The following is a 22,504-nucleotide window of genomic DNA, read 5'->3' as shown; positions in this document are numbered from 1 at the left end:
ATCGGATGCCTCGGCCGCGCACTCAGGTGCGGCCGAGGCATCCGTCGTTAGGATCGTGGCGATGATTCGCTTCCCCCTCGACGGCACCACCACCCCCTCCGAGCCAGGGATCTGGCAACAGGTCGGGTCCTGGTTCGTCGCCGCCGGCCTCAACCTCGCAGCGGTGGCAGGCATCCTCGTCGGCGCTGTGCTGCTCGTGTGGATCCTCCGCATCGTGATCCGTCACGTCGTGAACCGCATCGTCAACGGCGCGAAGTCCAAGGCCAACGTCGATGACACCCAGGCGCTCGAGCGCTCCCCGCTCGCGTCGGTGCGACTGGTTCAGCGCACGCGCACGCTCGGCTCGATCCTCCAGAACATCGTGAACGTCACGATCGTGGTCGTCTCGCTGATGCTCATCATCAACGTGCTGGCCCCGAACGCGCTCGGCTCGCTGACGCTCCTCACCGCCGCCGTGGGTGCCGGGCTCGGCTTCGGCGCGCAGAACATCGTCAAAGACGTCCTGAACGGCATCTTCATCGTCGCCGAGGACCAGATCGGGATCGGCGACGTCGTCGACCTCGGACTCGCCTCGGGCATCGTCGAGTACGTGAGCGTCCGCGTCACGCATGTCCGAGACGTCAACGGCACGCTCTGGTACGTCCGAAACGGCGAGATCCTCCGCATCGGCAACCTGTCCCAGGGCTGGTCCCGCGTGATCATCGATCTCGCGGTCGCCGTCGACGCCGACATCGACGCCGTCGAGAAGGCCCTGCTCGACACGGCCAAGGGCCTGGCGAAGGACCCCAAGTGGCGCACGCGCATCCTGGAGCAGCCGGAGGTGTGGGGTCTCGAGTCGATCTCGGGAGACGCGCTCGTCATCCGCCTCGTCATGAAGACCCGGGCGAACGCCAAGGACGACGTCGCCCGCGAGCTCCGCATGCGCCTCAAGCACGCCATCGACGAACTGGGGATCACGCTCCCGTCGCTCACCACCATCATGCCCACGGGCATCGAGGGTGCCCAGCGCGTGCGCGGGGCCAACCCGCCCAAGACCAAGCCGCAGGCCGTGGTACCCGCACCTGAGGCCGCCTCGCGCCCGGTGTGGAAGCCGAAGCGCAGCGGCAAGGCCGCCCCCGCGGAGTCTGCCGACGACGACACGAAGGGCACGCCGTGACCGATGCCGCCGGCGCTGCGGGGACGCCGATGAACGATCCCGCCCCTGCTCCGCTGAGCTTCTACGACGAGATCGGCGGGCACGCCACGTTCGTCCGGCTCGTCGACGCGTTCTATCGCGGTGTGGCCGACGACGCCGTCCTGCGCCCGATGTACCCCGAGGAGGACCTCGGGCCGGCCAAGGAGCGGCTGACTCTCTTCCTGGAGCAGTACTGGGGAGGTCCGACGACATACAGCGAGCAGCGTGGCCACCCGCGGCTGCGCATGAGGCATGCGCCCTTCCACGTCAACCCCGATGCCCGCGACCGTTGGCTCGCGCACATGCGCGCCGCCGTCGACGAGCTCGATCTGCCCCCGCTGCACGAGGCCACGCTGTGGGACTACCTCGCGCGGGCGGCCCAGGCGATGGTGAACACGTTCGAGCCGACCGGCATAGGACCATCCGCAGGCGGGCGGGATGCCGCATCCCTTCCTCTCACCGCCCAGCCGCCGTCTCGCGGCGACACCGCCCTCTGACACCCGACCAGTACCCCGACGAAGGAGTCGACACATGCCCGCAGCCCCCGCCACCCACACCGCCGACATCCTCGTGATCGGATGGGGGCTCGCCGGGCTCGTCGCCGCGAGCGAGGCCGTCGCGGCCGGCAAGCGGGTGGTGATCGTCGACCAGGAGCCTCGCTCCAATCTCGGCGGACAGGCGTGGTGGTCGTTCGGCGGGCTGTTCTTCGTCGACTCGCCCGAGCAGCGCCGCATGGGCATCAAGGACTCGCTCGAGCTCGCCCGCCAGGACTGGTTCGGCACCGCAGGCTTCGACCGCGATGAGGATGCCTGGCCCCGGCGCTGGGCCGAGGCATACCTCCAGTTCGCCCACGAGGAGAAGCGCAGCTGGCTGCGCGAGAAGGGCGTGGGCTTCTTCCCCATCGTCGGCTGGGCGGAGCGAGGCGGATACACCGCGATGGGACCCGGAAACTCCGTGCCGCGCTTCCACATCACGTGGGGCACCGGCCCCGGGATCGTCGCGCCGTTCCAGGCGGCCGTCGAGGCCGGTGAGGCGCAGGGGCGCATCACGATCCTCCCCCGCCACAAGGTGACGGCGCTCACCGTGGTCGACGGCGTCGTGACCGGCGCCGCGGGCGACGTGCTCGCGCCCTCCGGCGCTGCGCGCGGCATCGCGTCGTCCCGCGAGGTCGTCGGCTCGTTCTCCATCGCTGCGGGGGCGACGATCGTGTCGTCGGGCGGCATCGGCGGCAACCACGACCTGGTTCGCAAGGCCTGGCCCGCGCGCCTGGGCACCGCGCCGGACACGATGATCACCGGCGTGCCCGCGTATGTCGACGGGTCGATGCACTCGGTGTCGGCGGCCGCCGGCGCGAACCTCATCAACGGCGACCGCATGTGGCACTACGTCGAAGGCATCCAGAACTGGGATCCGGTGTGGCCCGATCACGGCATCCGGATCCTGCCCGGCCCGTCGTCGGTGTGGCTCGACGCCACCGGGCACCGGCTTCCCGTGCCCCTCTTCCCCGGGTTCGACACGCTCGGAACGCTCGCCCATCTGCGCACGACCGGTCATGACCACTCGTGGTTCGTGCTGTCGCAGCAGATCATCGAGAAGGAGTTCACCCTCTCGGGGAGCGAGCAGAACCCCGACCTGACCGGCAAGGACGTCAGGCTCCTCGCGAAGTCGCGGCTGGGCAAGGGTGGGGCCGGCCCCGTGCAGGCGTTCATGGACAAGGGCGTCGACTTCGTCGTGCGCGACACGCTGGACGAGCTCATCGCGGGCATGAAGGCGCTTCCCGGCGGCGAGGCGCTCGACGGCGACCGCGTTCGACTCGAAGTCGAGGCGCGCGACCGCGAGATCGACAACGACTTCACCAAGGACGCACAGATCGCGATGCTGCGCTCGGCCCGGTCGTATCGCGGAGACAAGCTCATCCGCACCGCGAACCCGCACCGCATCCTCGACCCGAAGTCGGGCCCGCTCATCGCCGTGAAGCTCCACGTGCTCACCCGGAAGTCGCTGGGCGGCATCGAGACCGACCTGTCGAGCCGCGCGCTCGGCGCCGACGGCGAGCCCATCCCCGGCCTGTACGCAGCGGGCGAGGCCAGCGGCTTCGGCGGCGGCGGCGTGCACGGCTATCGTGCGCTCGAGGGGACGTTCGTGGGCGGATGCCTCTTCTCGGGACGCACCGCGGGACGCGCCGCCGCGCTGGCGGTGTGACGGAGCGGGATGCTGCGGCTCGGCGAGCCGGCGGAACTCCGAGCCTCAGCGCTCGCCCGCGCCGGTGCGCCGCACAGGCGTCAGGCCCATGGCCACCGGCCCGCGCACGACGACGTGGCCGCGCTGGAGGCTGACCCGGGTCCACGGCCCGCTCGAGAACACGCGTGCGGTCTCGGCCCCGCTGATGAAGCCCATGCTCAGCGCGGCGAACGCCGCACCCAGCGGCAGTCCGCCGAGCTCGTCGTCGGGTGCTCCCCACACCGATGCCCGGACGGCCCGCACGACGTCCTCACCGGCATCCGTCGGCACCGCTTCGGCGACACGTGCGATGCCCCCCTGCGCCTTCGCGGCGAGGAGAGACGCATCGACGCCCGCGCGCTCGGTCCAGCCGGCGCGCGGTGGGGCGATGCCGGCCCACGCCGGCGACAGCGCGGTGTCGGGGAGCTGGACGGCGTTCGCATCGTCGGCAGCGGCGGAGAGCGCGGATGCCTCGACCACCAGGTCGCAGACCAGCTCGGGGTCCGCCGCGAGCGTCCGCATCGCGAGGACCGTCGGCGTGGCGTCGCCCATCCCGCGGGGCGCGAGCGCCGCCGCCGTCACGACGAGGACTCCCCCGGACGCCTGGAGACGGACGGCCTCGTCGGTGAACCGGTCGGCCCGCCCCGCGAAGGTGAGGACGTCGGCGGCGGACTCGGCGTCGGCGAGGAGCAGTCGGGGAGGCATCGCCCCTAAGCTACCAAGCGGAACGACGGGTGGCGGGTGCCCCCGGAAGGGAGACCCGTGGAACAGGCCGACTGGGAGCCCGATCCCGACCCCGTCGCATCGATGCTTTCGGTGCTCGACCTGGCGGGGTCGGATGCCCGCACCACCGAGGACATCTTCACGGGCGTCTCCCAGTCGATGCCGCTGGGCCGCGTCTACGGGGGTCAGGTGCTCGCCCAGTCGATGGTCGCGGCGGCCCGGACGACGCCGGAGGGCCGGAACGTCCATTCGATGCACGGGTACTTCCTGCGCCCCGGCGACTCCGCGAAGGGCATCACCTTCGCCGTCGACCGCATCCACGACGGCCGCTCCTTCTCGACTCGCCGCACGCAGGCCTTCCAGGAAGGCGTGCCCATCTTCTCCATGATCGCGTCGTTCCAGGACGAGGACCCGGGCATCGAGCACCACGCCCCGATGCCCGAGGGTCTGCCCGCCCCCGAGGATCTCCCCGACGTCGAGTCCCACCTCCGTGGTCTCCACCCCATGTCGAAGCGACTGTTCACCGACCGTCCGGTCGACCTCCGTCACGTCCCCTCGCCCATCTACCTGTCGGTCGAGGGCGACCGCGCCCCCAGCCAGGCGGTGTGGATGAAGGTCAGGCGCGCGATCCCCGACTCCCCCGACATCCACCGAGCCGCTCTCGCGTACCTCAGCGACCTCACGATCCAGGAGTCGATCCTCCGTGCGCACGGTGTGCCGTGGGCGACGCGAGGCCTGAAGGTGGCGAGCCTCGACCACGCGATGTGGTGGCACCGCTTCGGGCGAGCCGACGAATGGATGCTGTACGTCCAGGAGTCGCCGAGCGCGCGCGGCGGGCGCGGCCTCGCGACCGGGCGCATCTACGCGCAGGACGGGACGCTCCTCGCGAGCGTCGCGCAGGAGATCATGGTGCGGGTGCCCGAGGCGCCCGCAGATGCGCCCTGACCCGCCTCAGCGGCGGTGCGCGTACCCGATGGGCTCACCGAGGTACGGCGACCAGACCGTGCGCTCCTCGGGCGTGAGCCGCAGCGGGCGGCCGGTCTCGGCATCCACTTTGACCACCACCGTGGTCGCTCGCGCGTAGACGGTCTGCACGCCGTCGGCCGCGGTCTCGATCGGGCTGCGGACCTCGTAGCAGACCTCGACGCTCGAGCCGCCGAGCTTCGCGAACCACATCTGCACGTCGAGCGGATGCCGCTGGTACGGCACCGGCGCGAGGTATTCGATCTCCTGCCGGGCGATGAGGGTCAGCACGCCGCTGAAGATGCTCGAGTCGAGCACCGCCGTGTCGGGTGCGTCCTCACCGGGCTCGGGAAGCCAGAAGGCGCGCACGCGCGCCTCCTCGAGCAGCTTGAGCATCGAGGTGTTGTTGACGTGGTTGAAGGCGTCGAGATCGCCCCATCGCAGGTGGATGGGGATGTGAAGGCGCCGCGGGACCGCGGCGCCTTCCACGCGGTCGTCAGTCACGCGTGAGCTTGCGGTAGGTCGACCGGTGCGGCTTGGCGGCATCGACGCCGAGGCGCGCGATCTTGTTCTCCTCGTAGGCCTCGAAGTTGCCCTCGTACCAGTACCACTGGTCGGGGTTCTCGTCGGTGCCCTCGTACGCGAGGATGTGGGTCGCGATGCGGTCGAGGAACCACCGGTCGTGCGTGATCACCACCGCGCAGCCGGGGAACTCGAGCAGTGCGTTCTCGAGCGACTGCAGCGTCTCGACGTCCAGGTCGTTGGTCGGCTCGTCGAGCAGCAGCAGGTTGCCGCCCTCCTTGAGCGTCAGAGCAAGGTTCAGTCGGTTGCGCTCACCGCCCGAGAGGACACCGGCCTTCTTCTGCTGATCGGGCCCCTTGAAGCCGAACTTGGAGACGTAGGCCCGAGAGGGAATCTCGATCTTGCCGACTGTGATGATGTCGAGGCCGTCCGACACGACCTCCCACAGCGTCTTGTTCGGGTCGATGTTCGACCGGGACTGGTCGACGTAGCTGATCTTGACCGTCTCGCCGATCTTGAGCTGGCCGCCGTCGAGCGGCTCGAGGCCCACGATGGTCTTGAAGAGCGTGGTCTTGCCGACGCCGTTCGGGCCGATCACACCGACGATGCCGTTCGGCGGCAGCGTGAAGCTGAGGTTGTCGATGAGCGACCGTCCGTCGAAGCCCTTCTGCAGGTTCTTCGCATCGATCACGATGCCGCCGAGGCGCGGACCCGGCGGGATCTGGATCTCGTCGAAGTCGAGCTTGCGCGTGCGGTCGGCCTCGGCCGCCATCTCCTCGTAGCGCGCGAGGCGGGCCTTGGACTTCACCTGGCGGCCCTTCGCATTCGAGCGGACCCACTCGAGCTCGTCGGCGAGTCGCTTGGCGAGCTTCGCGTCCTTCTTGCCCTGCACGGCGAGGCGCTCGCCCTTCTTCTCGAGATAGGTCGAGTAGTTGCCCTCGTAGCCGATGAGGCGGCCGCGGTCGACCTCGGCGATCCACTCCGCGACGTTGTCGAGGAAGTACCGGTCGTGCGTGATGGCGATCACCGCGCCGGTGTACTTCTGGAGGTGCTGCTCGAGCCAGAGCACGCTCTCGGCATCGAGGTGGTTCGTGGGCTCGTCGAGCAGCAGCAGGTCGGGCTTCTGCAGGAGCAGCTTCGCGAGGGCGACCCGGCGCTTCTCACCGCCGGAGAGGTTCGCGACAGGCGAATCGCCCGGCGGAGTGCGCAGCGCGTCCATCGCCTGCTCGAGCTGGGAGTCGAGATCCCACGCGTCTGCCGCGTCGATCTCCTCCTGCAGCGTGCCCATCTCGGCCAGCAGCGCGTCGAAGTCGGCATCGGGGTCGGACATCAGTCCGGAGATCTCGTTGAATCGATCGACCTTCGCCTTGATGGCGACACCCTCCTCGATGTTCTCGAGGACGGTCTTCGACTCGTCGAGCACCGGCTCCTGCATCAGGATGCCTACGGTGAAGCCGGGCGACAGCTTGGCCTCGCCGTTGGACGGCGTGTCGAGGCCGGCCATGATCTTGAGGATCGTCGACTTGCCGGCGCCGTTCGGGCCGACCATGCCGATCTTCGCCCCGGGGAGGAACGCCATCGTGACGTCATCCAGGATGAGCTTCTCGCCCACGGCCTTGCGGGCGCGGACCATCGAGTAGATGTATTCAGCCATGTTGTAAGAACGCTCTCCTAAGCCTGACGACGTCAGCGTCCCAGCCTACCGGCCGCAGGATGAGGGGTCGGCCTGAACCGTCTCCGCGGGAGGAGTGTTCCGACGCCGGCAGCCTCGGTCCTCGGTCACCAGTCGATGGGACGGGTGGCCCCGACGAGGCAGCGGCCCTCGTCCAGCACCGGCACGACGACGGCGACGGGATCGCCGGTCGCCGGCCCCACCTGTCCGACGAGGCATTCATCGCCCCAGCGGACCGAGAACTGGATGCTCTCCGCCGGGTTGCCGACGGTCGAGGTGTCGGCGGTCACCTGCATGGCGGCCTTGTCGAATCCGGCCGCGACAAGTGCGTCGACGTACGCTCGGCCGGCGGCGCGGTCGGCGGAGGCCCAGACGGCCTCCGTGATCGCGGCGAATACCGCCAGGTTGTCGGCCGCCGTGCCCTCCGGGACCAGGACCGGATCCGAGCCCTCGGTGGCCGATGGGCTCGACGACGGCGTCGGACCGTCGCTCGCGACCGGCGAGGTGGTCGTTGCGGTCGCCGAAGGCGACCCCGTCGGCGACACCGGGCCGGCGCATCCCGCCAGCACTCCGAGGCCCACGAGGACGAGCGAGATCGCGGTCACCCGCAAGGCGGCCGCGGCGATCGGCGGCGACGCGATTCGCTCGGGGTGTCGGGCCACGGGGAGAGTCTAGGGCCCGACATCCCGAGCACCCGCCGTGAACTCAGAACGGCGGTTCTGCGCCGGTCAGCGCGAGCGCGCGATCGGCGTCGTCCGTCGGCGTCCACGTCGCCTCGTCGCCTCTCGAGGCACCCGGTGCGGCCCAGTCCTCGGCGGGGGATCCCACCGAGTCGGTGCCGCTGTCGCTCGGGTCGGCGGTCTCCCACGTCGGATCCTTCTCGGCCGCCGTCGAGGGAGCGTCCTTCGTGAACGTCGTCGTGCCCCACAGCAGGTCGTGGCCGATCGCCTCGGCGTCGATCTCGACCGCGGTGCCGCGCTTGGTGCCGTTGTCCCAGTCGCGAACGCGGAGCCTCCCCGTGAGAATCACCCGATCGCCCTTGCGCAGGGAGTGGAAGGCGTGGTCGGCGAGGCTGCGGAACGCGGAGACGGAGTACCAGTTCGTCGCCGAGTCGACCCACGCGTTCGATGCGCGGTCGAATCGGCGCTGGCCGCTCGCGACGCGAAAAGTGGTGATGGTCACGCCGGCCGGAGTGCGCTTGTGCTCGGGCTCGGTCGCGACGTTGCCCGTGATGGTGATGGTGTCGTTCATTCCACGTCCTCTCTCACGACCGGAGACCGTCTCCGGCCCCGCCGGCGCCCGAGTGCCCGTCGAGCGCCGGCGGTGGAATCAGGATGCCGGGGTGCCACCGTCGACGATGCGCGGGCGGCGCGGGCCGGGGAGAACCACACGCGTGCCTCAGCTGGGGAGGAACCGCGACCCCGCCGGCCTGGCATCCGATGTCGGTGGTCGCACATATGTTCGAAGGGAAGGGAGTCCCATGAGTCTCGACACAGACGGCACACGAATCGAAGCCCCCGACCTTCCACCGGGCACACCGGTCCGGCTCGCCGGCGCGGCGCCCTCGCTTTGGCGGGTGATCGATCGGGGCGGTCGCGTGATCGGCCACCTCCAGGCGCTCGACGTGAGCGGCGGCATCCGCTATCGCGCACGACGGTTCCACGCCGCCTCGCGCGCGTTCCTCGACCTCGGCGAGTTCTGGTCCGTCGGTGACGCCATAGACTGCCTGCGCTTCGCGCGGTGATCTCAGACGACCGATTCCAACTGGTCGACGATCGAGACGGGCGCTCCCGCCTTGACATGTCGCCACGACTCGGCGAGAGAGCCCACCGCGCGCACGAGCTCGTCGGGCGGCGCTGTGAACGGGAGTCGCAGGTGGCGGTCGTGACCGCCCTCGACGGAGAAGCGGGGACCCGCGGAGAGAAGCACTCCCCTCGACCGGACGTCCATGACCAGGGCGGAGCTGAGCGGCGCGTCGATTTCGATCCACAGCGAGACGCCCCCGTGCGTGACAGGCACACGCCACTCGGGCAGGTGTGCCGCCAGCGCATCCACCAGCGCGTCCCGACCGGCGCGGAGCAGGGCGGAGCGCTGCTCCGCGATGCTCGCGAAGTCGGCGAAGAGTGCAGCCGCCACCGCCTGCTCGAACTCCGGGGTTCCGAGGTCGTGCGCTGGACGCGCCGCGACGAATCGCCGCACGAGATCGCCTTCCGCCCGGATCCAGCCGACCCTGAGACCGCCCCACACCGTCTTGCCGAGCGAGCCGATCCGCACCACGCTCGACGGGTCGCCTCCCCCGAAGCCCGCCGCGGCGGGGCCGCGATCGATGTCGAGGTCACCCGTCGTCTCGTCGAGGACCAGCACCGAGCCGGCGCGTTCACCGGCGACGAGGAAGGCGTCGCGCTCGACGTCCGACATCGACCGTCCGGTCGGATTCTGGAAGTCTGGCATGAGGTAGGCCATCACAGGCAGAGTCCGTGCGAACGCCTGCTCGGCGCGATCGAGGTCCCAGCCGTCGTCGGTCGTCACCGGCACGCCGACGAGACGCGCTCCGGCGCGCCGGAGCGCGTCCACCGCGTGCGGGTAGGTCGGCGTCTCGATGACGACCCGATCACCGCGCCCCAGCAGCACCGAGGCCACCAGGTGGATCGCGCTCTGCGCCCCCGTGGTCACGAGCACCTCGCTCGGTGACGTCGCGATGCCCCGCCGGTCGTAGTGCGACGCGATCGCCTCACGCAGCTCTCTGCTCCCCAGCACGTCATAGCCCACGCGCGAGACGAGCGCCGCGGCGCCGCCCGCGACCTCGCCGATGATTCCGGCGAGTCCGGGCCAGGCCGGTGGGCTCGCCTGTTGGAGGTCGATCATCCCGTCGGCCGCCGACGCACGCCCGGGGTCGCGCCTGCGGAGCGGAAGCGTGACGCTCCCCGACCCGCGGATACTCGCGATATGGCCGGTGTCGCGCAGACTCCGGTACGCCGCGGCGACGGTGCTCCGACTCAGCTGCAGCGCCGTCGCGAGCTCGCGCTCGGCCGGAAGGGCCGTGCGCGGAGCGACCCGGTTGTCGAGGCAGAGCAGGCGGATGCCGTCCGCGAGCGCTTCGTATGCGGGCTCCCGCGTTCGCCACCCCCCGAGCGCGACAGCGAGAGCGCGGGCCGAGATGCGAGAGTCCATGGGGCCAGAATACGCATATTGGACTGCTGCCCGCATACCAATCATGCGATTGGATGGCTTCATGACCCGTCGTGTGATCCAACTCTTCGTCGGCCTCATCCTCTACGGCGTCGGATGCGCCATGACGGTCGAGGCCGGCCTCGGCGTCGACCCCTGGACCGTCCTCGCCGAGGGTCTGTCGATCCGCACGGGCATCGGCATCGGCTGGATGGCGAACATCCTCGGATTCTTCGTCCTCCTGTTGTGGATCCCCCTGCGCCAGAAGCCGGGCATCGGCACGATCGCCAACATCCTGCTCGTCGGCACGAGCATGCAGGTCGTGCTGACGGTCTTCCCGCCCGTCACCGGATGGCCGGCGCAGTTCGCCGTCCTCCTCGGCGGCATCGTCGTCGTGGCGATCGCATCGGGTCTCTACATCGGGGCGCACTTCGGTCCGGGTCCCCGCGACGGGCTCATGACCGGCATGCACAAGCGGTTCGGCTGGCCGATATTCGCCTGCCGCGCGCTGGTCGAGCTCACGGTTCTGCTCATCGGGTGGCTGCTCGGAGGAACCGTCGGCATCGGCACGGTGCTCTTCGCGTTCCTCATCGGCCCGCTCGTGCACCTGGCCCTGCCGCTCCTCGACACACGACGAGAGCCCGCGCCGGCGGTCGACGCGGAGTCGGCCGGCACGGTGCAGCGGCCCTCCACAGAGGCGTCCAGCGAAGCGTCGACAGCACCCTGACCGGCGGCGGGACAGGCATCCCGCCCGCCGGCGTCAACGGTCCTCGGGGCCGTCAGTGCTCGCGGAACTCCGGCCAGTCGCTGCCGGGGGCCATCCGCGAGTGGAGCGCGCTCTTCGCGATCTCCATCGACGGGTAACTCCCCGCCGAGGCGTCGGCACCCGCCATCGTGACGGTGTAGCCGTCGTCGCCCTTCCGGATGCTGCCGACGACTCCGGAGGGTCCATACGCGACCCAGAGGGGGTGGTGCGTCTCGGTGGTGCTCATGCGAGAACTCCTTTCGATGCGTCCGCTGCCGACGCTACGCCGCGACCGGCGAGTGCGCCAGCATCCGCCGAGGTGTCATGCGAACCTATAACCTGGTGTTCACCCTTCCCTCCGTAGCTCAGGGGATAGAGCAAGCGGTTTCTACCCGCCAGGTCGGGGGTTCGAATCCTCCCGGGGGGGCACATACGGCTTCGGCGTCGTTGCCGGAGTGTCGGCGTCTGGGGCCGTCAATAGGATGGAGCGCATGGTGGGGGCACCCGAGAACGATCGTCTTGTCTGGATCGACTGCGAGATGACAGGACTCGACCTCGAGGTCGACGAGCTCGTCGAGATCGCCGTCGTGGTCACCGACTTCGAGTTGCGACCGCTGCACGCAGGCTTCCAGGTGGTCATCAAGCCCGACGCCTCGGCACTCGCCAACATGAGCGAGTTCGTCACGAAGATGCACGAGAAGTCGGGCCTCCTCGACGAGATCCCGCACGGCGTGAGCGTCGCGGATGCCGAGTTCCAGGCTCTCGAGTACATCCAGCAGTTCGTTCCGCTCGAAGGCAAGGCGCCGCTCGCCGGCAACACGATCGGCACCGACCGCATGTTCCTCGCCAAGTACATGCCCCGCATCGATCACTGGCTCCACTATCGCAACGTCGACGTGTCGAGCATCAAGGAGCTCGCCCGCCGCTGGTACCCGCGCGCGTACATCCACGCCCCGGCGAAAGACGGCGGGCACCGGGCGCTCGCCGACATCCTCGAATCGATCCGCGAGCTCGCGTACTACCGCCAGTCGGTGTTCGTGCCCGAGCCCGGTCCGACCAGTGACGGCGCGCGCGCAGCCGCGGCTGCAGCCGTGTCGCTCTTCGCCCCTGAGGTGTGAGAGAATCTTCTGGTTGCCCGTTCAGGCGGGAGACATGGTGGGTATAGCTCAGTTGGTAGAGCGCGGCCTTGTGGTGGCCGATGTCGCGGGTTCGAGCCCCGTTACTCACCCCAAGTTTCGGTCAGGCGAGGCATCATGATGGAGATGGACGCCGCGGCCTTCGAGCAGCTCGTGATCGACGAGCTGGACCTCCTCCCCGACGACATGGTCGAGGGGCTCGACAACGTCGTGTTCGTGGTCGAAGACCGCTCCGAGGACGGCAGCCTCGATCTGCTGGGTCTCTACGACGGCTGGGCGCTCACCGAACGCGATCGGTACGGCATCGGCGAGCTTCCCGACCGCATCATCGTGTACCGCGAGGCGCATCTGGCCGTCTGCGACGACGAGGACGCACTCCGCGACGAGCTGCACACGACGCTCGTGCACGAGATCGCCCATTTCTACGGAATCGACGACGACAGGCTCCACGAGCTGGGGTGGGCGTGATGGTCGCGCTCACGACGCCCGACGTCGATCAGGCTGTCGACCTGCGCGAGCGGATCGCTCCACAGCGTCCGTGGCAGACCGTGGTGTGGGACGATCCGGTCAACCTGATGAGCTACGTGACGCATGTCTTCCGCGAGTACTTCGGCTACGCGCGAGCGGATGCGGAGAGACTCATGCTCGCCGTCCACAACGACGGCCACGCCGTCGTTGCGGAAGGGGCGCGCGAGCAGATGGAACTCCACACGCGGGCGATGCACGATTACGGGCTCTGGGCCACCGTGCGGCAGGCGCCCCAGTGACCGCCCGCTCGATCGTGCTCGAGCTCACCCGACTCGAGGCCGCGCACCTCGCCGCGCTGGTGACCCAGTTCGCAGAGCTGGTCGACGGCGCCGCGTCCGACGGCGACGATCCGGCGATCGCACGTCTCGTCCCGGATGCCTACGATGACGTCGAATCCGCCGCCGAGTTCCGCCGGCTGACCGAAGCCGATCTGCTCGACCGTCGTCGTGACGACGCCGCCGTCGTGCTGGCGACTCTCTCCGACACCGCTGAACTCCCCGACGACCTCGACGACCCGGCCCTCCTCGAGGTCGTCACGATCGAGCTGACGCCTTCGGAGGCGGGTTCATGGCTTCGCACGCTGGCCGCGGTCCGACTCGTCCTGGCGACGCGACTGGGAGTCGTCCACGCAGACGGTCACGACGCGGGCGATCCGCGATTCGGCATCTACGACTGGCTCGGCTACCGGCTCGACGGGCTCGTCACGGCGATGGACGGCGACGCCTGATCACGGGATCGCGAAGACGTGCGTGGCAAGCCGGGTCGGTCCGTCGCGGGTGACGTGGCGATCCTCCTGCCGCGCCCACTGCTCCCAGTGGGGCCGGTAGGTGTCACCGTCACGATTCAGCGCGCGCGTCTTGCGCGACGGGGCCGGTGAATCCAGCCAGACCCGCACGTCCCCCAGACGCGCCGTCGCCGGCGTCAGGAGGCCGGATCCTTCGACGACCAGCGGCAGCGACGGATCGACCGCGTGAGCCTCGGCGGGGACTGCGGCATCCCAGTCCCACCTCTGCCATACGCCGATCAGGCCGCGCGCATGCGGCATCAGGATCTGCTCGCGGGCGAGCTCGACGCCCTCGTCGAGGCCGTCCCACCCGGGATAGATCGAGTCCAGAGCGACCAACTGCACGCGACCCGCGATCGGCCAACGCGCGACCAGGGCATGAGCGAGCGAGGTCTTGCCCGCGCCGCTGCGACCATCGATCAGCACGACCGGATTCGCCGCCCCCACACCCGTGATCGCACCGATGACGCTCGACGCCGCAGCATCGAGCGAATGGGCGACCGGGTCGGGGTTACTTCTTGAGGGCGCGGATGACACGGCTGAGCGCGCGACCGGCGAAGAAGACGAACGGGATCGCCACCGCGAGGAGCGATACGACGTTCGGCTCGAACCTCAGGTCGTCGCCCCGACGGACGTAGGCGCCGAGCGGGATCGCCCAGCCGCCGCCACCGCCTCCGCCGTTGCCGCTCTCGTCGGACCCCCCGCCGAAGCCCGACCACGTGAGGGCCACCGGGATGACACGGATGCCGTCGACATCCTGCTGCTCGCCGTAGGCGCTCTTGACTCCGAAGGACGCCGACTGCTTGCCGAGCTCGAGTGCGATGTTGGGCATGGGTCCACGCTACCCGTCGGGGGCGGCGGGTGTCAGCCCTGGTCGAGCTTCGGCGGCGGCGGACTCGACGGCAGAGTGCCGCCGCCGCGAGCCTTGCCCAGCAGCGTCGCCCGGGTGACGGCGCCGCGACCGAACTTGGCCGCAGCTCCATCGAGCGCGTCCTCGATGCGTCGCCACTCGGCGTCGTCGTCCCAGAGCGCGAGCGGCGCCGACCCGCTGGGGCGGAGCTTCTCGGCGCGTACGCCGATCAGCCTCACCGGCAGCGGGCGCTCGACCGACGAGAACAGGTCGTGCGCGGCATCCCCGATCCGCTGACCGACCGCGGTCGGCTCGGGAAGGGTCTGCGATCGCGAGATCGTCGAGAAGTCGGCGAAGCGGACCTTGATCGCGATCGTGGAAGCCTCCCAGCCGCCGGTCCGCAGTCTCGCGCCGACCCGGTCTGCGAGGCGACGAAGCTCGGACCGGAGGATGACCGGATCGGCGATGTCGTCGTGGAACGTCTCTTCGTGTCCGACGCTCTTCTCCACGCGGTGTGTGTCGACCGCCCGGGCGTCCATCCCGCGCGCGAGGTTCCAGATGCGGTCGCCCATCGCCGGGCCGAGCGCCCGGGCGAGCACGTCACGGGGCGTATCGAGCACGTCGGCGACAGTGTGGATGCCGCGTCCCTCGAGCGACTCTGCCGCCTTCGGTCCGACTCCCCACAACGCTCGCACCGACCGCGGCGCGAGGAACGCAGCCGTCTCGCCCTCGGGAACGATCAGCAGCCCGTCGGGCTTGCTGATCGTCGACGCCATCTTCGCGACGTGCTTCGTGGCGGCCACTCCGATGGAGCACGTCAACCCCGTCTCGTCGAGGACGCGGGCTCGCAGCGAGCGTGCGATGACACCGGGGCTCCCCCACAGGCGGCGCACGCCCCTCACGTCGAGGAATGCCTCGTCGATCGACAGCGGCTCGACGAGCGGGGTCACGTCGCGGAAGATGCGCATCACCTGGCCGGACAGTTCGAGGTAGCGGTCGAAATGCGGCTGCACGACGATCGCCGTCGGGCAGAGCCGCAGCGCCTGACCGACCGGCATCGCGGAGCGCACGCCGTACCGCCGCGCCTCGTACGAGGCGCTGGAGACCACCGACCGGCCGTCGGGCGCTCCGATGATGATCGGCTTGCCCCCCAGCGACGGATCGTCGAGCTGCTCGACAGAAGCGTAGAAGGCGTCCATGTCGACATGGAGGATCCCCGTGCCGGCATCGTCGGCGTCGTCGGCTGAGACGATGCGCCCCGTTCCGTCGCCGCGTCCCATCTCCCGATTCTCCCCCTTCCCTCCGACGTCCACCTCTGTCGGCGTGTCGGAGGCCGGTGCCAGCCTGGTCTGCGGGCGGAAGTCGTCCGTCACCCGCGGAGCGCGCACCGCCGATCCGCACTCAGATGAGAGGAGCATCGACATGCCCGTCACGCATGTGAATCCCGACTCGCTGCACAAGAACCCCGCCTTCAGCCAGGGGGTGATCGTGGAGGGCCCCGGGCGCTTCGTGTTCGTCGGCGGCCAGAACGGCGTCGACGGCGACGGCAGGGTCGTCTCCGACGATCTGCCCGGCCAGACGCGTCAGGCGCTGCGGAACGTCCTCGCCGTCCTCGAGGCGTCCGGGGCGACGCCCGCGGATGCGGTCACGATGAACGTCAACCTCGTCGCGCCCGCCGACATCGCCGCCGCCTTCCCGGTGGTCGGTGAGGTGTGGGGCCCGCATCCTGCCGCCGTCACGGTGCTCCAGGTCGCAGACCTCGGCCCCGAGGGCGCACTCGTCGAGATCAGCGCCGTCGCCTTCGTCGGTTGAGCCTGCGCCCCGACCGGCTCAGGACGCCGATGCGCGCTCCAGTACCAGCTCACGCACGCGCGCGGCGTCCGCCTGGCCCTTCATCGCCTTCATCACGGCGCCGATGACGGCCCCGGCCGCCTGCACCTTGCCGTCGCGGATCTTCTCGAGCACGTCGGGCTGCGACGCGAGCGCCTCGTCGATCGCCGCGATCAGGGCGCCGTCGTCAGAGACGACGGCCAGACCACGGGCGTCGACGACCTCCTGCGGCGTTCCCTCGCCGGCGATGACCCCTTCGAGCACCTGGCGCGCGAGCTTGTCGTTCAGCGCCCCCGAGTCGACGAGGACCTGCAGGGCCGCGACATCCGCGGGGGTGGCGAGATCGGATGCTTCGCGCCCCTCGGCGTTCGCGATGCGGGCGATCTCGCCCGTCCACCACTTGCGTGCGGCCGCCGGTGTCGCGCCCGCGGCGACGGTCGCCTCGACTTCGGCGAGCAGGCCGCTGTTGACGACTCCCTGGAACTCGATGTCGGCGAAGCCCCAGTCGGCCTTGAGCCGCCGGCGGCGAGCGGACGGAGGCTCCGGCAGAGCGGCACGGAGCTCCTCGATCAGCTCGATGCTCGGAGCGACCGGCAGCAGGTCGGGCTCGGGGAAGTAGCGGTAGTCATCGGCGTCGGACTTCGGACGACCGGGCGAGGTCGTGCCGGTGTCCTCGTGCCAGTGGCGCGTCTCCTGGATGATCGTGCCCCCGGCGGCGAGGATGGCCGCCTGGCGCTGGATCTCGTAGCGGACGGCGCGCTCGACGGAGCGCATCGAGTTGACGTTCTTCGTCTCGGTGCGCGTGCCGAGCTTCTCCTGACCGCGCGGGCGCAGCGAGACGTTCGCATCGCAGCGGAGGTTGCCGCGCTCCATGCGCGCCTCCGAGATGCCGAGCGAGAGCACGATGTCGCGGATCGTCTGCACGTACGCCTTGGCGATCTCGGGTGCGCGGTGCTCGGCTCCGAAGATCGGCTTGGTGACGATCTCGACGAGCGGCACTCCGGCGCGGTTGTAGTCGACGAGCGAGTACTCGGCGCCCTGGATGCGCCCGGTCGAGCCACCGACGTGCGTGAGCTTTCCGGCATCCTCTTCCATGTGTGCGCGCTCGATCGGGACAGTGACCACCGTGCCGTCGGACAGCTCGACGTCGACGGAGCCCTCGAAGGCGATGGGCTCGTCGTACTGGGAGATCTGGTAGTTCTTGCCGAGGTCGGGGTAGAAGTAGTTCTTCCGCGCGAACCGGCTCGAGGGCGCGATCGAGCACCCGAGCGCGAGCCCGAGGCTGATCGAGAACTTCACGGCCTCGGCGTTGACCGTCGGGAGCGACCCGGGCAGACCCATGTCGACGGGTGCGACGAGCGTGTTCGGCTCGGCGCCGTGGTTGTCGATGTGGGCGGGGTTGGCCGCACCTGAGAACATCTTCGTCCTGGTGTTGAGCTCGACGTGCACCTCGAAGCCGAGCACCGGCTCGTACAGCTCGAGGGCCTTGTCGAAGTCCAGCAGCTTGTCCTTGGCCATCAGCGTGCCCCTCCGAGGATCGGTGCGCGGTCCAGCAGCGGCGCGCCCCACGAGTCGACGAGCACCGCTTCGAGGGCGGCGCCGACGCGGTACAGGCGCGCGTCCTCGCGTGCGGGCGCCAGGAACTGGATGCCGACGGGCAGCCCGTCCTCGTCGGCGAGCCCCGACGGGATCGAGATGCCCGGAACGCCGGCGAGGTTCGCCGGGATGGTCGTCACATCGTTGAGGTACATCTGCATCGGGTCGTCGATCTTCTCGCCGAGCTTGAACGCGGTCGTCGGAGCCGACGGGGTCGCGATGACGTCCACCGCCGCGAAGGCGTTGTCGAAATCCTGCTGGATGAGGGTGCGTACCTTCTGCGCGGAGCCGTAGTAGGCGTCGTAGTAGCCGGCCGACAGGGCGTAGGTGCCGAGGATGATGCGGCGCTTGACCTCGTCGCCGAACCCGGCGTCACGGGTCTTCGCCATGACATCCTCGACCGTTCCGCCGGGGACATCGAGCCGCAGGCCGAACCGCACCGAGTCGAACTTGGCGAGATTGCTGGATGCCTCGGCGGGGAGGATCAGGTAGTAGGCGGCGACGCCGTACTCGAAGTGCGGTGCGCTGATCTCGACGATCTCGGCACCGTGCGCCTCCATCGCGCGGAGAGCGCCGCGGAACGAGGCAGAGACTCCGGGCTGGAAGCCGGCGTCGGGGAGCTCCTTGATGACACCGACCTTGAGTCCCTTGAGCACGTCGCCGCGGGCGCCGTCACGGGCGGCGTCGGCGAACGACGGCCAGGCGTCGGCGAGCGACGTCGCGTCGTGCGGGTCGTGGCCGCCGATCACGTCGTGCAGCAGTCCGGCGTCGAGGACGGTGCGGGTGACGGGGCCGACCTGGTCGAGGCTCGAGGCGAGAGCGATCGCGCCGTATCGGCTGACGCCGCCGTACGTGGGCTTGAGGCCGACGGTGCCGGTGACGTGCGCCGGCTGGCGGATCGAGCCGCCGGTGTCGGACCCGAGAGCCAGCGGAGCCTCGAACGCGGCGACGGCGGCGGCGGAGCCACCGCCCGATCCGCCGGGGATACGGTCGAGATCCCACGGATTCCGGGTCGGACCGTACGCGGAGTGCTCGGTGGACGAGCCCATCGCGAACTCGTCCATGTTCGTCTTGCCGAGCGGAACGAGGCCGGCCGCGCGTGAGCGCGCGACGACCGTCGCGTCGTAGGGCGACATGTAGCCCTCGAGGATCTTCGATCCGCTCGTCGACGGCATGTCGGTCGTGACGAGCACGTCCTTGATGGCGAGCGGCACACCGGCCACCGGGCCGAGCTGCTCGCCCGCGGCACGGCGGCGGTCGATGTCGGCGGCGACCTCGAGCGCGTGGTCGCTCACGTGGAGGAACGCGTGCACATCGCCGTCGACGGCGGCGATGCGGTCGAGGTGGGCCTGCGTGGCCTCCACGCTCGAGACCTCCCGCGAGGCGAGCTTGTCTGCGAGCGCGGCGGCGCTCAGCTTCGTCAGATCGGTCACGAGGGTCCTTACTGCTCTTCGCCGAGGATCGCGGTCACGCGGAATCGGCCGTCCGCGGCATCCGGAGCGTTCTGAAGCACCTGCTCCCGCGTGAGCTGACCGCCCACGACATCGGGGCGGAAAATGTTCTCCAGCGCGATCGGGTGGCTCGTCGCCACCACATCGGGGGTCGCGACCTCCGACACCTTCGCGATGTTGTCGACGATCACGTCGAGCTGACCGGTGAGGCGCTCGACCTCCTCGTCGCTCAGCTGGATCCGGGCGAGCACACCGAGATGGCGCACGAGATCAGAGGTGATTTCAGACACCTCGACAGTTTAGTCGGACGGTGGCACCCGCCCGTGCGGAGGCGGAGCGCGGGCGTAGGCTGACAACCGTGACGACGACGTATGACCCGCCTCGCCCGTGGATCGCCAGCTACGCGGAAGGGGTACCGCAGGACCTCGCGCCGGTGAGCGGATCCCTCATCGACATCGTCGAGGCGTCCGCGAAGGATTATCCGGATGCCGCGGCCCTCCAGTTCTTCGGGCGCGAGACGACCTACCGCTCACTGCAGGCGCAGATCGACCGTGCCGCCGAGGGACTGCGCGCCCAGGGTGTGCGACCGGGCGACCCCGTCGCCATCGTGCTCCCGAACTGCCCGCAGCACATCGTGGCGTTCTACGCGATCCTGCGCCTGGGTGCCGTCGTCATCGAGCACAACCCGCTCTACACGCCGCGTGAGCTCCGCAAGCAGTTCGAGGACCACGGGGCCACGCACGCGATCGTGTGGTCGAAGGTCGTGAAGACCGTGCAGGAGTTCCCGACGGACCTCGCCGTGACGTCGCTGATCTCCGTGGACATCACGAAGGCAATGCCATTCGGCACCCGTCTGGCGCTGCGCCTGCCCATCGCGAAGGCACGCGAGGCCCGGACAGCGCTGACCGAGCGCGTGAGCGGTGCGATCCCGTGGGAGGACATCGTCGGCTCCGATCCGCTGCCGTCGACGTATCCGAAGCCCGCGACCGACGACCTCGCGCTCATCCAGTACACGAGCGGCACGACCGGCACTCCCAAGGGCGCCTCGCTGACGCATCGCAACCTGCTGGCCAACGCCGCACAGGCGAAGGCGTGGGTTCCGTCGATCGTGCGCGGCGACGGCTGCGTCGTCTATGCGGTGCTGCCGATGTTCCACGCCTACGGGCTGACACTCTGCCTCACCTTCGCGATGTCGATGGGCGCCCGCCTGGTGCTGTTCCCCCGGTTCGACCCCAACATGGTGCTCGACGTCACGAAGAAGCATCCCGCGACCTTCCTCCCGCTCGTGCCGCCGATCGCGGACCGGCTGCTCAAGGCCGCGCGCGAGAAGGGCGTATCGCTCGCGGGGACTCAGGTCGCGATCTCAGGCGCTATGGCGCTCCCCCACGAGCTCGTCGTGCCGTTCGAGGCGGCCTCGGGCGGGTTCCTCGTCGAGGGGTACGGCCTGAGCGAGTGCTCCCCCGTGCTCATGGCGAACCCTGTGGCGGACAACCGAGTGCCGGGAACGGTCGGGCTGCCGCTGCCCGGCACAGAGTGCCGTGTCGTCGACCCCGACGACCCGACGCAGGACGTTCCCCAGGGCGAACGGGGCGAACTCGTCGTCCGCGGTCCCCAGGTGTTCGGCGGCTACTACGGCAAACCGGAGGAGACGGAGGCCGTCTTCACCGACGGCTGGTTCCGCACCGGCGACATCGTGACGATCGACGACGCGGGCTTCGTCCGCGTCGTGGACCGGATCAAGGAGCTCATCATCACCGGCGGCTTCAACGTCGCACCGACCGAGGTCGAGAACGCCCTGCGTCAGCACCCGCAGATCGAGGACGCCGCCGTCGTCGGTCTGCCCAGCGACCGCTCCGGAGAGGAGGTCGTCGCGGCCGTCGTCGTCGCGCCGGGCGCCGACATCGACGTCGAGGCGGTGCGCGAGTACGTGCGCGGCATCCTCACCCCCTACAAGGTGCCCCGTCGCATCTTCGTCGTCGACGAACTGCCGAAGTCGCTGATCGGCAAGGTTCTCCGCCGTCAGGTGCGGGACCGGCTGCTCACCCTCACGACGGGGTCGTAGGGGGGCGACGCTCCTCGGGATCGCCGCCGCGCGCGGCCCGGCCGCCGTCGACGGGGATCACGGCTCCGGTGACGAAGGATGCGGCGTCGGACAGCAGGAACGCGACGACCTCGGCCACTTCGGAAGCCTCCCCCACCCGCCCGGCGGGGTGGAGCGCGGCGATGGACTCCTCGAAGGCGCGGCGCTCGGCATCGGGAAGCGCCGCGAGCCGCTCGTCGTACCGGCGGGTGCGGATCGAGCCGAGGGCGACGGCGTTCGCCCGGATGCCGTCGGCGCCGTAGTCCACCGCGAGGGACCGCGTGAGCCCCTCGATGGCCGCCTTCGCGGTCGCGTACGCGAGACTGCCCCGCACGGCCCGCGCGGCCTGATGCGAGCTGACCGCCACGAGCGCGCCCGCCGTGCCCGCGCGGAGGAAGGCGCGCACCGCCGCGGCCGATCCGACCACCGCCGGTTCGAGGTTCGCCGCGATGGCCGCGCTCGTCCGCGCTCCGCCGACACCGTCGAGCCACAGGTCGTCGAACACCGCGGAGTTGTTCACCCACCCGGTCATCACCCCCAGGCGCTCGGCAGCGGCGATGGCTCGTTCGGCCACGTCTTCGACGCCCGCATCGCCGAGCACCTCCGCGAAGGCCGACGATGCCGGGCGTCCGCTCCGGCGGAGGTCCACCGCGACGACGGCTTCGTCGCGGGCGAGCAGCACGTCGACGATGGCTCCGCCGATGCCGCCGGCGGCACCGGTGACGACGGTGACCCGCCGTTCCCCGCTCATCGGCCCGTGAGCCCCTCACGCGCGACCGCGACGGCGTACGGGTGGAGGGATGCCGCGAACACGCCTGCGGCGACAGCCGGATCGCCGTCCATCACGGCGCGGGCCGCGGCCTCGTCGTCGGCCTCGAAGATCGTGAGGCCGAACGTGCCGACGGTCTCCTGCGTGCGCCCTGCCAGGATCAGGATGCCGCGCTCCTTGAGCTGGACCAGGTAATCGAAATGCGCACCGACGACGCGCTGCTCGTCGGGCGTGGCGTCCGCCACCATCTCGGGCCGCGTCGGGACGATCCGGTAGAGCCAGTGCGACATGGC

Annotated in this window: 27 protein-coding genes and 2 tRNA genes; 14 read left to right on the top strand and 15 right to left on the bottom strand. The window is 70.0% G+C overall.

Going from position 1 to position 22,504, the window contains the following annotated elements; genetic code table 11:
- Positions 1–61 precede the first annotated feature (61 nt).
- The 3 genes from EER34_RS10900 to EER34_RS10890 are packed head-to-tail and all read left to right on the top strand — an operon-like array spanning position 62 to position 3,376.
- The gene (locus EER34_RS10900) at positions 62–1,156 is read left to right on the top strand and encodes a mechanosensitive ion channel family protein (RefSeq protein ID WP_127474740.1); all 1,095 of its coding nucleotides are present in this window, start codon (positions 62–64) and stop codon (positions 1,154–1,156) included.
- 29 nt (positions 1,157–1,185) lie between these two features.
- A complete protein-coding gene (locus EER34_RS10895; RefSeq protein ID WP_127475634.1) occupies positions 1,186–1,671 on the top strand; it encodes a globin in 486 nt (161 codons plus the stop codon).
- 34 nt (positions 1,672–1,705) lie between these two features.
- Positions 1,706–3,376, top strand: coding sequence for an FAD-binding dehydrogenase (locus EER34_RS10890; protein WP_127474738.1), 1,671 nt, complete (start codon positions 1,706–1,708; stop codon positions 3,374–3,376).
- A 45-nt stretch (positions 3,377–3,421) separates the two neighbouring features.
- Here the strand turns inward: EER34_RS10890 and EER34_RS10885 are convergent, their stop codons facing one another.
- Positions 3,422–4,099, bottom strand: a complete 678-nt coding sequence (locus tag EER34_RS10885) for a DUF8185 domain-containing protein (RefSeq protein ID WP_127474736.1) — start codon at positions 4,097–4,099, stop codon at positions 3,422–3,424.
- A 102-nt stretch (positions 4,100–4,201) separates the two neighbouring features.
- Between EER34_RS10885 and EER34_RS10880 the strand changes: the two genes are divergently transcribed.
- Entirely contained in the window at positions 4,202–5,062 is an 861-nt protein-coding gene (locus tag EER34_RS10880) for an acyl-CoA thioesterase (RefSeq protein ID WP_127475633.1), read from the top strand.
- A 6-nt stretch (positions 5,063–5,068) separates the two neighbouring features.
- On the opposite strand, the gene EER34_RS10875 is transcribed toward EER34_RS10880, so the two are convergent.
- From EER34_RS10875 to EER34_RS10860, 4 genes are all read right to left on the bottom strand, one after another.
- Complete coding sequence (locus tag EER34_RS10875) at positions 5,069–5,584, bottom strand: acyl-CoA thioesterase (RefSeq protein ID WP_240642283.1); 516 nt, start codon at positions 5,582–5,584, stop codon at positions 5,069–5,071.
- A complete protein-coding gene (gene ettA, locus EER34_RS10870) occupies positions 5,577–7,256 on the bottom strand; it encodes an energy-dependent translational throttle protein EttA (protein ID WP_127474732.1) in 1,680 nt (559 codons plus the stop codon). The genes EER34_RS10875 and ettA overlap by 8 nt, the downstream gene beginning before the upstream one ends.
- Positions 7,257–7,381: 125 nt before the next feature.
- Positions 7,382–7,936 (bottom strand): DUF6993 domain-containing protein, encoded by a 555-nt coding sequence (locus EER34_RS17650; protein ID WP_240642282.1) that lies wholly within the window; start codon positions 7,934–7,936, stop codon positions 7,382–7,384.
- A gap of 43 nt (positions 7,937–7,979) precedes the next feature.
- Positions 7,980–8,525 (bottom strand): single-stranded DNA-binding protein, encoded by a 546-nt coding sequence (locus tag EER34_RS10860; RefSeq protein WP_127474730.1) that lies wholly within the window; start codon positions 8,523–8,525, stop codon positions 7,980–7,982.
- Positions 8,526–8,754: 229 nt separating this feature from the next.
- Between EER34_RS10860 and EER34_RS10855 the strand changes: the two genes are divergently transcribed.
- Positions 8,755–9,018, top strand: coding sequence for a hypothetical protein (locus EER34_RS10855; RefSeq protein WP_127474728.1), 264 nt, complete (start codon positions 8,755–8,757; stop codon positions 9,016–9,018).
- Positions 9,019–9,020: 2 nt separating this feature from the next.
- On the opposite strand, the gene yczR is transcribed toward EER34_RS10855, so the two are convergent.
- Positions 9,021–10,445: a MocR-like transcription factor YczR gene (gene yczR / locus EER34_RS10850; protein WP_127474726.1), complete on the bottom strand. Its 1,425-nt coding sequence runs from the start codon at positions 10,443–10,445 to the stop codon at positions 9,021–9,023.
- 61 nt (positions 10,446–10,506) lie between these two features.
- On the opposite strand from yczR, the gene yczE reads away from it, so the two are divergent.
- Positions 10,507–11,169 carry a membrane protein YczE gene (gene yczE / locus EER34_RS10845; RefSeq protein WP_127474724.1) on the top strand — a complete coding sequence of 221 codons (663 nt, stop codon included), beginning with the start codon at positions 10,507–10,509 and terminating at the stop codon, positions 11,167–11,169.
- A gap of 52 nt (positions 11,170–11,221) precedes the next feature.
- Here the strand turns inward: yczE and EER34_RS10840 are convergent, their stop codons facing one another.
- Positions 11,222–11,434: a methyltransferase gene (locus tag EER34_RS10840; RefSeq protein ID WP_127474722.1), complete on the bottom strand. Its 213-nt coding sequence runs from the start codon at positions 11,432–11,434 to the stop codon at positions 11,222–11,224.
- A gap of 107 nt (positions 11,435–11,541) precedes the next feature.
- Here EER34_RS10840 and EER34_RS10835 point away from each other — a divergent pair.
- The 6 genes from EER34_RS10835 (at position 11,542) to EER34_RS10810 (ending at position 13,578) form a co-directional block, all read left to right on the top strand.
- Positions 11,542–11,614, top strand: a tRNA-Arg gene (locus tag EER34_RS10835).
- A 64-nt stretch (positions 11,615–11,678) separates the two neighbouring features.
- The gene (gene orn / locus EER34_RS10830) at positions 11,679–12,305 is read left to right on the top strand and encodes an oligoribonuclease (protein ID WP_127474720.1); all 627 of its coding nucleotides are present in this window, start codon (positions 11,679–11,681) and stop codon (positions 12,303–12,305) included.
- 37 nt (positions 12,306–12,342) lie between these two features.
- Positions 12,343–12,418 (top strand) — tRNA-His (locus tag EER34_RS10825).
- A 22-nt stretch (positions 12,419–12,440) separates the two neighbouring features.
- Positions 12,441–12,791 carry a metallopeptidase family protein gene (locus EER34_RS10820; RefSeq protein ID WP_127474718.1) on the top strand — a complete coding sequence of 117 codons (351 nt, stop codon included), beginning with the start codon at positions 12,441–12,443 and terminating at the stop codon, positions 12,789–12,791.
- Complete coding sequence (gene clpS, locus EER34_RS10815) at positions 12,782–13,090, top strand: ATP-dependent Clp protease adapter ClpS (protein ID WP_420845973.1); 309 nt, start codon at positions 12,782–12,784, stop codon at positions 13,088–13,090. The genes EER34_RS10820 and clpS overlap by 10 nt, the downstream gene beginning before the upstream one ends.
- A complete protein-coding gene (locus tag EER34_RS10810; protein ID WP_240642281.1) occupies positions 13,087–13,578 on the top strand; it encodes a DUF2017 family protein in 492 nt (163 codons plus the stop codon). The genes clpS and EER34_RS10810 overlap by 4 nt, the downstream gene beginning before the upstream one ends.
- Here the strand turns inward: EER34_RS10810 and EER34_RS10805 are convergent, their stop codons facing one another.
- From EER34_RS10805 to dinB, 3 genes are read right to left on the bottom strand one after another with little or no spacing between them, the layout of a single operon-like run.
- Complete coding sequence (locus EER34_RS10805; protein ID WP_205791570.1) at positions 13,579–14,172, bottom strand: nucleoside/nucleotide kinase family protein; 594 nt, start codon at positions 14,170–14,172, stop codon at positions 13,579–13,581.
- Positions 14,147–14,467, bottom strand: a complete 321-nt coding sequence (locus EER34_RS10800) for a hypothetical protein (RefSeq protein WP_127474717.1) — start codon at positions 14,465–14,467, stop codon at positions 14,147–14,149. The genes EER34_RS10805 and EER34_RS10800 overlap by 26 nt, the downstream gene beginning before the upstream one ends.
- A gap of 32 nt (positions 14,468–14,499) precedes the next feature.
- Positions 14,500–15,765, bottom strand: a complete 1,266-nt coding sequence (gene dinB, locus EER34_RS10795; RefSeq protein WP_127474715.1) for a DNA polymerase IV — start codon at positions 15,763–15,765, stop codon at positions 14,500–14,502.
- Positions 15,766–15,907: 142 nt separating this feature from the next.
- Between dinB and EER34_RS10790 the strand changes: the two genes are divergently transcribed.
- Positions 15,908–16,297, top strand: a complete 390-nt coding sequence (locus EER34_RS10790) for a RidA family protein (protein ID WP_127474713.1) — start codon at positions 15,908–15,910, stop codon at positions 16,295–16,297.
- 18 nt (positions 16,298–16,315) lie between these two features.
- On the opposite strand, the gene gatB is transcribed toward EER34_RS10790, so the two are convergent.
- From gatB to gatC, 3 genes are read right to left on the bottom strand one after another with little or no spacing between them, the layout of a single operon-like run.
- Positions 16,316–17,833 carry an Asp-tRNA(Asn)/Glu-tRNA(Gln) amidotransferase subunit GatB gene (gatB, locus tag EER34_RS10785; protein WP_127474711.1) on the bottom strand — a complete coding sequence of 506 codons (1,518 nt, stop codon included), beginning with the start codon at positions 17,831–17,833 and terminating at the stop codon, positions 16,316–16,318.
- Positions 17,833–19,344: an Asp-tRNA(Asn)/Glu-tRNA(Gln) amidotransferase subunit GatA gene (gene gatA / locus EER34_RS10780; protein WP_127474709.1), complete on the bottom strand. Its 1,512-nt coding sequence runs from the start codon at positions 19,342–19,344 to the stop codon at positions 17,833–17,835. Before gatA ends, gatB begins: the two co-directional genes overlap by 1 nt.
- Positions 19,345–19,352: 8 nt before the next feature.
- The gene (gene gatC / locus EER34_RS10775; RefSeq protein ID WP_127474707.1) at positions 19,353–19,652 is read right to left on the bottom strand and encodes an Asp-tRNA(Asn)/Glu-tRNA(Gln) amidotransferase subunit GatC; all 300 of its coding nucleotides are present in this window, start codon (positions 19,650–19,652) and stop codon (positions 19,353–19,355) included.
- A 68-nt stretch (positions 19,653–19,720) separates the two neighbouring features.
- Between gatC and EER34_RS10770 the strand changes: the two genes are divergently transcribed.
- Entirely contained in the window at positions 19,721–21,424 is a 1,704-nt protein-coding gene (locus tag EER34_RS10770; RefSeq protein WP_127474705.1) for a long-chain-fatty-acid--CoA ligase, read from the top strand.
- Here the strand turns inward: EER34_RS10770 and EER34_RS10765 are convergent.
- The gene (locus EER34_RS10765; protein ID WP_127474703.1) at positions 21,408–22,193 is read right to left on the bottom strand and encodes an SDR family NAD(P)-dependent oxidoreductase; all 786 of its coding nucleotides are present in this window, start codon (positions 22,191–22,193) and stop codon (positions 21,408–21,410) included. The genes EER34_RS10770 and EER34_RS10765 overlap by 17 nt on opposite strands.
- Complete coding sequence (locus EER34_RS10760) at positions 22,190–22,501, bottom strand: YciI family protein (RefSeq protein ID WP_127474701.1); 312 nt, start codon at positions 22,499–22,501, stop codon at positions 22,190–22,192. Before EER34_RS10760 ends, EER34_RS10765 begins: the two co-directional genes overlap by 4 nt.
- Positions 22,502–22,504 lie beyond the last annotated feature (3 nt).

This window comes from Microbacterium sulfonylureivorans (genome assembly GCF_003999995.1).
GTDB classification, from domain to species: Bacteria; Actinomycetota; Actinomycetes; order Actinomycetales; family Microbacteriaceae; genus Microbacterium; species Microbacterium sulfonylureivorans.
The sequence above is the reverse complement of the archived record's forward strand: the minus strand, read 5'-3'. Positions and strand labels throughout refer to the sequence as shown.